Source organism: Wolbachia endosymbiont of Tuta absoluta (genome assembly GCF_059414725.1).
Genome location: NZ_JBNRJY010000234.1, coordinates 18,933 through 28,881, shown reverse-complemented (window position 1 = coordinate 28,881; position 9,949 = coordinate 18,933). Strand labels below are relative to the sequence as shown.

Genomic DNA, 9,949 nt, shown 5'->3' with positions numbered 1-9,949 from the left:
TATTGCTAATAACCCTCTAGCCTCACACCTAAAAGCAGTAACAGACACTATTAAACTTATTATAGAACTTCCTTAAAGTAAATACTTAACTTAAAATATTATAATATTTTAACTTAAAATAGATTCATGTAAATGCTTTTTCCTCAAGTTAGTATCGTATTATTATATTTATTAAATGCTAAAAAAACATTAATCATCATTTACTTTTGATTCAATATTTAGCAAAACACTTGTGTAAATTCTATAATCTCTGTTTGCATAGTAATTGTATATATATTATTATACAGTTAGTTTTACAGCAAAAAATATGGTGAAGTTACTTGCATTATTGATAATGTTTTACTCAAATATATCAATTGCTTCTGCTCCTACTTCTTGGCAATTTGGATTTCCTGCGCCTGCAACTGAGATAATGGAGGTTGTAGTTAAGTCACATTCGTTTGTGATGAGTGTAATGATTGCAATTATGCTTTTTGTATGGGCCCTGCTTGCTTATGTAGTATTTCGCTTTCGTAAGGGCAAAGTGAAAAATGTCAGTAAAATAACTCATAATATCTTTGTAGAAATTATCTGGTTTGTTATACCAACGATTATTGTTGGGGTATTGGCTTTTAAAAATGCTGAATTAATTAAACTACAGGAGAAAGTGCCAAAAGCTGACATAACACTAAAAGTTATTGGTCATCAATGGTATTGGAGTTACAAGTACCCAGAATATCAAGGTATTTCATTTGACAGCTATATAAAAGGAAAAGAAGACCTTACCGAAAGAGATTTAAAACTATTCTCTGTTGATAATAACGTTATTTTACCTATCAATACTAATATTCGTTTACAAGTGACAGCAGGAGATGTAATACATAGCTGGGGAATACCTGCTTTTGGTATAAAAATTGATGCAATACCAGGTAGGCTGAATGAAGCATGGTTTAACGTTACAAAGCCCGGTATTTATTATGGGCAATGTTATGAACTATGTGGTCAAGGTCATGGATTTATGCCAATTGTTGTTGAAGCAGTGAGTAAAGAAGATTTTAATAAGTGGATTGAAGATAAAAAATTAGTAAGTTAAGTTTGGAGTATAGATATGAGTGATGTACCAAAAGGTATAAGACGTTGGCTGTTTTCTACTAATCACAAAGATATAGGGACACTATACATTATTTTTTCCATATTAGCTGGAATTATTGGTGGATTATTATCGGTAATTATTCGTACTCAGCTAATGCACATTAATATACTTAACAATAATTACCAGCTATATAACGTAATGATTACAGGGCATGCGGTAATAATGGTGTTTTTTATGATAATGCCAGCCTTAATGGGAGGATTTGGTAATTGGTTCGTACCTCTCATGATTGGTGCACCAGATATGGCATTTCCTCGTATGAATAATTTAAGTTTTTGGTTGTTAGTTTCATCTTTTATTTTGCTTATCCTCTCGGTATTTGCTGGCGAAGGTCCTGGAACAGGATGGACTTTATACCCACCTCTATCGCAAATCATGTCTCACCCAAGTGCAGGAGTTGATCTTGCTATACTTGCACTTCATGTTGCTGGTATGTCATCAATTGTTGGGGCGATCAACTTTATAGTTACCATATTCAATATGCGTGCAAAAGGTATGTCACTAACTAAGATACCACTATTTGTTTGGTCTATTTTACTCACGTCATTTATGTTAATTGTTGCCTTACCGGTACTTGCTGGTGCTATAACTATGCTGCTCACTGATCGTAATATAGGTACCTCCTTTTTTGATCCTGCTGGTGGTGGTGATCCTGTGTTATTTCAACATCTGTTTTGGTTTTTTGGTCATCCAGAAGTTTACATAATTATTTTTCCTGCATTTGGTATCATCAGTCAGATTGTGTCAACTTTTTCTCATAGGCCAGTATTTGGTTATATGGGAATGGTTTATGCCATGATAGGAATAGCAACGTTTGGCTTCATGGTTTGGGCTCACCATATGTTTACTGTTGGGCTTAGCGAGGATGCTGCTATATTTTTTAGCACTAGCACAATTTTCATTGGTGTTATAACTGGTGTAAAAGTCTTTAGTTGGATTGCAACTATGTGGGGTGGAGCGATTGAATTGAAGACACCAATGCTGTTTGCATTAGGTTTTATTTTCATGTTTGTTGGAGGTGGTATAACCGGAATAATTCTTTCTCACGGTGGAATAGATAAGCTTTTGCACGATACCTATTATGTCGTTGCTCACTTTCACTATGTCATGTCGCTTGCTGCATTATTTGGAGCTTTCGCCGGTTTTTATTATTGGATAGGCAAAATGTCAGGTAAGCAATATAACGAGTGTTTAGGAAAGATACACTTTTGGCTCACTTTTATTAGCACCAATGTCACTTTCTTACCTCAGCATTTCCTGGGATTAGCCGGCATGCCAAGGCGTATACCTGATTATCCCGACGCGTTTATCCCTTGGAATTATATATCCTCAATTGGCTCATATATGTCCTTTCTTTCAGTTATGTTTTTTGTATTTATAGTTATACATCTCTTTAAGTGGGGCAAAAAAACTGGAGATAATCCTTGGGAAGGTGACACTTTAGAATGGACGGTATCTTCACCACCGCCTTTTCATACTTTTGAAAAACCACCAGTGATAAAATAGAATGTACACAAGTGTTTTGCTAAATGTTGAATCAACAATACTGGATTTTTGGCATTTGCTAAAGCCAAGGATAATGTACCTTGTAGTGTTTACTGCAATTGCTGGAATAGTTGCTGCACCAGGTAGCATTCATCCTTTCCTTGCACTAATATCTCTTATGTGCATTGCTCTTGGTTCAGGATCTGCAGGTGCAATAAATATGTGGTATGACAGAGATATAGACTTGCTTATGGAGAGAACAAAAAACCGCCCTATACCTTCAGGTAGAGTTTCTGCAGAAAGCGCGCTTGAATTTGGCATAACTCTTGGAATATTGTCAGTATTTATCATGGCAATAGCAGTGAACTATGTTTCTGCTGCTTTGCTTGCAATTAGCATATTATTTTATGTTTTTGTGTATACAATTTGGCTCAAAAGGCGTACTCCGCAGAATATTGTTATTGGTGGTGCAGCAGGTGCTTTTCCTCCAATGATTGGCTGGGCGGTTGTAACTGACTCTGTAAGCTGGGAAAGTTGTATTCTATTTTTAATAATTTTTATGTGGACTCCACCACATTTTTGGGCTCTATCCTTAAATAGATCTGAAGATTATACAAAAGCATCGATTCCAATGTTCAATATCGTTTATGGTCCAGAAAAAACGAGGAAATATATATTAATCTATAGCGTGTTACTCGTATTAACTAGCTTACTCCCAGCACTATTTTTGAAAAAGGCTCTATTTTACCTCAGTATGGCAATTATTGAAGGGTGTGTTTTTATTTGGTTTGCTGCATCCGTTATAAGGCTTAAGAGTCATAGCTCGCAGAAAAAAATGTTTTCTTATTCGATTTCTTATCTATTTTCTCTGTTTGCCAGCGTTATTTACTGCTCTATTGATTTGTTTTAACCATGAAAGAACATAAAAACTATCTTTTACTTTCTCTTCTAATAATGCTCGTTGTAGCACTTTTTTTTATTTCCATAATAAAATTTAAAGGTGCGGCTTAAATTGCCTCTATATCTATAAAAATTGTGATTTTATAGAAGCAACGATATACTTTATTAATTCACTACAGTTAAAGATGAAGAAAAAGGAAGTGACAATATACACAGATGGAGCATGCTCTGGTAACCCAGGGACAGGAGGGTGGGCAGCAATCATATTATTTCAAAATCATAGAAAGAACATCTGTGGTAGAGAAGAAAATACTACAAATAATAAAATGGAGTTAACAGCAGTGATCAATGGACTGAAGGTATTAAAATTTCCTTGTAATATCAGTTTGTATACGGATAGCCTCTATATTAAATACGGTATAACAGAATGGATAAATAAGTGGAAAATGAACGGCTGGAAGACAAGTAATAAGAAGTCAGTAAAAAATATAGAATTATGGAAAGAATTAGATAATGCTGCTTTGCAACACGAAATTAATTGGAATTGGGTGAAAGCGCATAATGGTGACAAATACAATGAGGAAGCTGATATTCTAGCAAGAAAAGCAATAATCAATGCTTAAAAAAATTACTATATCATTTTCTATAATTTTATTATTTATATCCTGCTTCTTTATCTTTTTTAAAGGTGAGGGACCTCTAGAAATCAATATTAGTTATATTAATTTTTATATAAAGAAAAAAATATTAAAGATATTTACCAATTCGGATGTCAGCATGGAGAGTACTTCGGTTATTTGGCATCAAGATGGCAAGCTAGTCATTACAGATTTAAAAATAACAAATCCTGATTTTACAATAGAAGTTCCTGAGCTTTTCGTACACTTTAAGTTAAGTTCCAAAAAGTTCTCTCAGGTTTTAGCTGATAATGTACACATATATATCAAGAGGGAGGAGAGCAAAGAGATAACATCTGTAATGACAGAGAAGATGAGTAGTACAAAAAATCTGCTAAAGACAATAAGAAAATTTTTTTTCTACTTCAATGCAGACTCAAGGATTAAAATTACTAACATTGCTATCAATAAAAGCATGGAAGGTGAATTTTTTATTGATAAAGTATATGTAGGGAAGGGGGAAGATTTCAATGTTTTGGATATTCGTGTCCATACAAAAGAAGGTAAAGGGTTTCTAGATGATTTATCCATTACGATAAAAAACCGTAATAATTTACTAAATTTCTATGGAACATTCTATAACCTAAAGTTGGGGCTATTTAACGAATTTTCCACACTAGTTAAAAGTTACAATTTGGACAAAGAAATAGGATTCAAAGGAAACTTTTCAATTAGAATTAATGGAAAGGATGAAGTTGTGGACGGAAACATATACGTGTTAAATACAGAGAGTCACTCAGGTAAAAACTTAGCCTTGACTAATGTAAATGTAAATTTGACATATAGTGATGAAATCATTAGCATAAAAAACTTTCATTTTAAGTTAAATGATACTTACCTTTCTTTGATTGGTAAAATGAACTTTGGCACAAATCATGCTTTGCTTAGAGTTAATATTAGTAAACTTGTTGCAAAAGATTTATGTACTTATGTACCAGATGGTCTAGTGAACAATGAATTTAGAAAGTGGTATTGTAATAATATTGATGGGAATATTATAAATACAATTATAAGTTTTAACGGTAAAATCGATAGTTTAATAAATGATGATCTGTCAGGTATTGTAATTGTTGCTGATATAGAAAATGGCAGCGTTCAATTTGATGAGGATTTTGAACGAGTAGAGAACTTGAACGGTGAGTTAACCCTCAAGGATAACAATCTCAAAATTATTGTAAATAGCGCTAAGTTCCAGAATTTCAATATTGATGGTGGCGAAATTGAGATGCAATCTCTTAATAAAGAGGATTCTGTTCTCACAATTAATGGTCAGGCTGTAAGTGATGCTTATGGGTTATATGAACCTATAAAATTTAAGCTGGATGATATGATGAAGATTACAAGGGACAGTATAGGTGGAATAGCAAAATCTGTATTCAGTTTTCACATTTTTAATTTAAATGCTGATGATAAAAAAGTAGATTTTTTAGCCAAATTTCATTCTGAAATTGATAATTTTGTCGCGTATAATGGCAGTCTTGGTAAATATGAGATTAAGCTTGATTTCGGCGGAGATTTTATTGATTTAAATGGCAGTGGTATGGTAAATAATACACAGCTGCTATTTGACCTCAAAAGTAGCAATAAAAATGAAAATTTTGCCTGGAGTTTGACTGGAGATTTGCCTGCTCAAATACTTAATTTCGGTGATGGCTATATCAATGCAAATATAGAGTCAGTAATGTATCAAGACAAAACAGGGTATATTAATGGTAATATAGATTTATCAGAGCTCGAGTTGCGTTCAAGCTACTTAGGGTGGAAAAACCATTTTGAAGATCACAATGAAGTTTTATTTTCTACAAGGCTAAAAGGAGTAGGTAAGTTACTAATAGATAAACTAGATGTTGTAGGAAATGATCTAGACATAAAATTTAGCGGAAGAGTAGAAAATGGAAATCTATATTTAAATTCTAGCAACTTTAAATTACCTGATAATAATTTTAGTATAGAAATTGAATCAGGTAAGGAGAAAAATGCCATAACTATTCACGGTGAGAAAATCAACTTAAGTGATGTGTTAGGTTTACTTGGCAAAGATAGTAATCGATTAAATAACAAAATAGAAGTTACTATGAATGTTGATAATATAATTATGAAAGAAGGAATTATCATAAAAGATGCTAAGCTAAATGTAACTTGTGCTAAAGGTGATTGTAGTGGAAGTCAATTCACAGGACAGTTTTTAGAAGATAACAGTAATATACTAGTAGAACATAGTGAAATAGGGCTTGAAATATATTCGGATAATTCAGGTATGCTTTTGCGTTCTTTAGGTATTGATAAATCAGTTAAAAATGGCAAATTATCTCTTTATCTATCTTCTAAGAGAGAAAATGGAGAACATTATGGTATGTTATCTATCAGCAATTTCTATATCAAAGATGCTCCACTGCTTACCACTTTATTATCAATGTCTTCACTGCCTGGTATTGTAAATGCTATAAAGAACGAAGGTGTACATTTTTATAAGTGTAATGCACCTTTTTCATATAAAGATGGCACTGTTGAAATTGAAGAATCTTGGCTTGAAGGAGCGGAACTAGGCATTAGCACTAGTGGTACGCTCGATATTAAGGGTTATAAATTCCAGGTTGAAGGACAAGTAATACCGGCATACTCAATTAACAAATCTTTGTTGAAAATCCCTATAATCGGAAAACTTCTGACTGGTGGAAAGAGTAGGGGGATTATTTCAATAGACTACAAAGCAAATGGTGATGATAAAAACAACAACGTATCTGTTAATCCTATCTCTTCGCTAACCCCAAGCTTACTTAAGAGGTTATTAGGAGTATTTGATCGTATTATGACAAAAAGTAATAAAAGCATTTTAAAAGGTAGTTTGAAGAAGAAATTTAGCTCAATATGACCAGAAGAAAAGTTGTTTATTGATGTTTAGTTAGATGGTAAACGTTAGATACAACAAACAGAGGAAGTTAGATAAAATAATTAAGGGAACAAGAATATAAAGGTTTAACTTGAAGTAACCGGATAAAATCTGAGTCACACTTCCAAGTGCTGGTACCCACGAAAGCAATGCAACTGCACAAATCAGTAGGTGCCTTACAATTTTTGGTGTTTTGTCTTCATTCTCTAATTTGTGATGTGATCGATCTCAGTTTAATAAAAGAAAGTCAATATGAAAGCAGGAAATTTCACTAAAGAGCAAGTGATTGGGTTCTACAGAAAAATGCTTCTAATACGCAGATTTGAGGAAAAAGCAGGACAATTATACGGAATGGGATTAATAGGCGGATTCTGTCACTTATCAATAGGGCAAGAAGCAGTTGCAGTTGGGACTCAAGCTGCATCAAAACCTGGTGATGCTTTTATCACAAGCTATAGAGACCATGGCTTAATGCTTGCATGTAATTCTGATCCAAATGTTGTGATGGCAGAACTAAACGGCAAAGAAACAGGGTGTTCAAAAGGTAAAGGTGGCTCCATGCACATATTTGATGTTGAAAAAAATTTCTTTGGTGGACATGGAATAGTAGGTGCACAAGTCCCAATTGGTACAGGAATAGCATTTGCTAATAAATACAAGAAAAAAGATAACGTTGTATTCACATATTTTGGTGACGGTGCTGCAAATCAAGGACAAGTATATGAATCATTTAATATGGCATCTTTGTGGAAGTTACCTGTGGTTTATATCATAGAAAATAACGAATACGCAATGGGAACTTCTGTGCAAAGATCAACTTTAGTAACTGAACTATATAAAAGAGGAGAGAGTTTTGGTATTCCTGGAAAACAAGTTGATGGAATGGATTTTTTCTCTGTCTATGAGGTAACAAGTGAAATAGCTGAGCACGTACGTGGGGGAAAAGGACCTCTCTTGCTTGAAATGAAGACATATAGATATCGTGGCCATTCGATGTCAGATCCTGCTACTTATCGCTCAAAAGAAGAAGTTGAAGATATGAAGCAAAATCATGATCCTATAAGCACCCTAAAGCAGTATATAACAGACAATAAAATCGCTTCTGATGAAGAATGCAAAGCTATTGATAAGGAAATACGAGATTTAGTAAAAAAGTCAGAAGATTTTGCTAAAAATAGTAAAGAGCCAGGCATTGATGAACTATATACTGATGTTTATAAATTTGTTAGCTAATCAGTTGCCATCAAAATTATGTTTTGGCCTACTATAGATATTTTTTGGCAGCACTTAACTTTATTATATAACAGCCTAGTCAATAGAAACTGTAGTAACTCTTATATTATTGATATACACCGCTCTTGGATCATAGGTTAAATGAGTTTTATTTGACTTTTTGTGCTAGTTTGCAGAATATAAAGTTATTAATTGAATAAAATACATGACAAAAGAAAACTGGGAGACAGTAATTGGACTTGAGGTACACGCTCAGGTTTCTTCTAAGACAAAGCTATTTTCTAGTTCACTAACGGAATTTGGCACTGAGCACAATACTCAAGTTTCTCTAGTTGATGCAGCAATGCCAGGTACACTACCAGTATTAAATTATAGCTGCATAGAGCAAGCAATATGCACCGGACTTGCAATTTCTGCAGAAATTAATAAATGCTCTTACTTTGACCGGAAAAATTATTTTTATCCCGATTTACCACAAGGTTATCAAATAACCCAGTTCTTTGAGCCAATAGTTAAAAATGGCAAAGTTTTTATCAAAAATAATGAAAAAGAAATAAGAATCGCAAGAATTCACTTAGAGCAAGATGCAGGAAAGAGTATTCATGAAGAAAGCAAAACTTACATAGATTTAAATCGTGCAGGTGTTGCTTTAATGGAAATTGTTTCAGAGCCAGATCTTCGTTCATCTGCAGAAGCTGCAGAATTCATGAAAAAATTGAGGCAGATTTTGCGTTACATCGGTTCATGTGATGGTGATATGGAAAAGGGGTCACTTCGCTGTGATGCAAATGTTTCTGTTCGCCCAAAGGGCAGTAGCACATTTGGCACTCGTTGTGAAATAAAAAACTTAAATTCAATACGTTATATTGTACAAGCTATAGATTATGAAGCACAAAGGCAGATCAAAATTTTGGAAAGCGGAGGAGAAATAAGTCAAGATACCTTATTGTTTGATGTCACTTTAGGAAAAACAAAAGTGATGAGAAGCAAAGAAGATTCAAGTGACTATAGATATTTCCCTGAACCTGATTTGCTACCTGTTGAAATAAGCCAAGACAAAATTGATTCTATTAAATCATCTTTACCCGAGTTGCCAGATCAAAAAAAACTTCGATACATAGAGGAATTAGGTATCAATGAATATGATGCAGACGTTATCACTTCTGATAAAGAAATTGCCGATTATTTTGAAAAATTAGCAAAAAAGCATGATTCAAAGATTGCAGTTACCTGGTTAACCGTCGAGCTTTTCGGTCGTTTAAACAAAGCAAATATTGATATTGTTAGCTCCCCAATTAAAGCAAATGCTTTGTCAGAACTCTTAGATTTTATCGTCGATGGAACGATCTCTGCTAAACTTGGCAAACAAGTTTTTGATATTATGTTTGAAACTGGCAAACCTGCGTCTTTGATTATAGAAGAACAGGACCTCAAGCAAATAACCGATAGAGATCAAATATCGGAAATTATCGACACAATCGTCAATAACAACCAAGATAAAGTTCAAGAATATAAAAGCGGTAAAACAAGATTATACGGATTCTTTGTTGGCGAAGTTATGAAATCCACTAAGGGAAAAGCCAGCCCTGATGTGGTGAATTCAATTTTGAGTGAGAGATTAAGTAATTAGTC

At 33.7% G+C, this 9,949-nt stretch carries 7 protein-coding genes and 1 pseudogene; 7 read left to right on the top strand and 1 reads right to left on the bottom strand.

Annotated features, from left to right (window positions below):
• Window positions 1–307: 307 nt before the first annotated feature.
• The 5 genes from coxB (at window position 308) to ACJ5GX_RS02600 (ending at window position 7,066) form a co-directional block, all read left to right on the top strand.
• Window positions 308–1,072: a cytochrome c oxidase subunit II gene (coxB, locus tag ACJ5GX_RS02620; protein ID WP_007302761.1), complete on the top strand. Its 765-nt coding sequence runs from the start codon at window positions 308–310 to the stop codon at window positions 1,070–1,072.
• Between the two features lie 15 nt (window positions 1,073–1,087).
• Complete coding sequence (gene ctaD / locus ACJ5GX_RS02615; protein ID WP_096097191.1) at window positions 1,088–2,638, top strand: cytochrome c oxidase subunit I; 1,551 nt, start codon at window positions 1,088–1,090, stop codon at window positions 2,636–2,638.
• A gap of 1 nt (window position 2,639) precedes the next feature.
• Window positions 2,640–3,527 (top strand): heme o synthase, encoded by an 888-nt coding sequence (locus ACJ5GX_RS02610; protein ID WP_052264838.1) that lies wholly within the window; start codon window positions 2,640–2,642, stop codon window positions 3,525–3,527.
• A gap of 175 nt (window positions 3,528–3,702) precedes the next feature.
• Window positions 3,703–4,140, top strand: coding sequence for a ribonuclease HI (gene rnhA, locus ACJ5GX_RS02605; RefSeq protein ID WP_007302764.1), 438 nt, complete (start codon window positions 3,703–3,705; stop codon window positions 4,138–4,140).
• Window positions 4,133–7,066: a YhdP family protein gene (locus tag ACJ5GX_RS02600; protein ID WP_495292672.1), complete on the top strand. Its 2,934-nt coding sequence runs from the start codon at window positions 4,133–4,135 to the stop codon at window positions 7,064–7,066. The genes rnhA and ACJ5GX_RS02600 overlap by 8 nt, the downstream gene beginning before the upstream one ends.
• A gap of 30 nt (window positions 7,067–7,096) precedes the next feature.
• On the opposite strand, the pseudogene ACJ5GX_RS02595 reads toward ACJ5GX_RS02600, so the two are convergent.
• Window positions 7,097–7,309 (bottom strand): annotated as a pseudogene (locus ACJ5GX_RS02595) (YqaA family protein); the annotation flags it as partial.
• A gap of 27 nt (window positions 7,310–7,336) precedes the next feature.
• On the opposite strand from ACJ5GX_RS02595, the gene pdhA reads away from it, so the two are divergent.
• Together pdhA and gatB are read left to right on the top strand one after the other, a co-directional pair.
• Window positions 7,337–8,317, top strand: a complete 981-nt coding sequence (gene pdhA / locus ACJ5GX_RS02590; RefSeq protein ID WP_052264837.1) for a pyruvate dehydrogenase (acetyl-transferring) E1 component subunit alpha — start codon at window positions 7,337–7,339, stop codon at window positions 8,315–8,317.
• Window positions 8,318–8,522: 205 nt separating this feature from the next.
• Entirely contained in the window at window positions 8,523–9,947 is a 1,425-nt protein-coding gene (gene gatB / locus ACJ5GX_RS02585; protein ID WP_052264836.1) for an Asp-tRNA(Asn)/Glu-tRNA(Gln) amidotransferase subunit GatB, read from the top strand.
• Window positions 9,948–9,949 lie beyond the last annotated feature (2 nt).

Coding starts and splice junctions, on each gene's coding strand:
- ACJ5GX_RS02600 (WP_495292672.1), top strand. CDS start 4,133: ATGCTTAAAAAAATTACTATATCATTTTCTATAATTTTATTATTTATA.
- pdhA (WP_052264837.1), top strand. CDS start 7,337: ATGAAAGCAGGAAATTTCACTAAAGAGCAAGTGATTGGGTTCTACAGA.
- gatB (WP_052264836.1), top strand. CDS start 8,523: ATGACAAAAGAAAACTGGGAGACAGTAATTGGACTTGAGGTACACGCT.
- coxB (WP_007302761.1), top strand. CDS start 308: ATGGTGAAGTTACTTGCATTATTGATAATGTTTTACTCAAATATATCA.
- rnhA (WP_007302764.1), top strand. CDS start 3,703: ATGAAGAAAAAGGAAGTGACAATATACACAGATGGAGCATGCTCTGGT.
- ACJ5GX_RS02610 (WP_052264838.1), top strand. CDS start 2,640: ATGTACACAAGTGTTTTGCTAAATGTTGAATCAACAATACTGGATTTT.
- ctaD (WP_096097191.1), top strand. CDS start 1,088: ATGAGTGATGTACCAAAAGGTATAAGACGTTGGCTGTTTTCTACTAAT.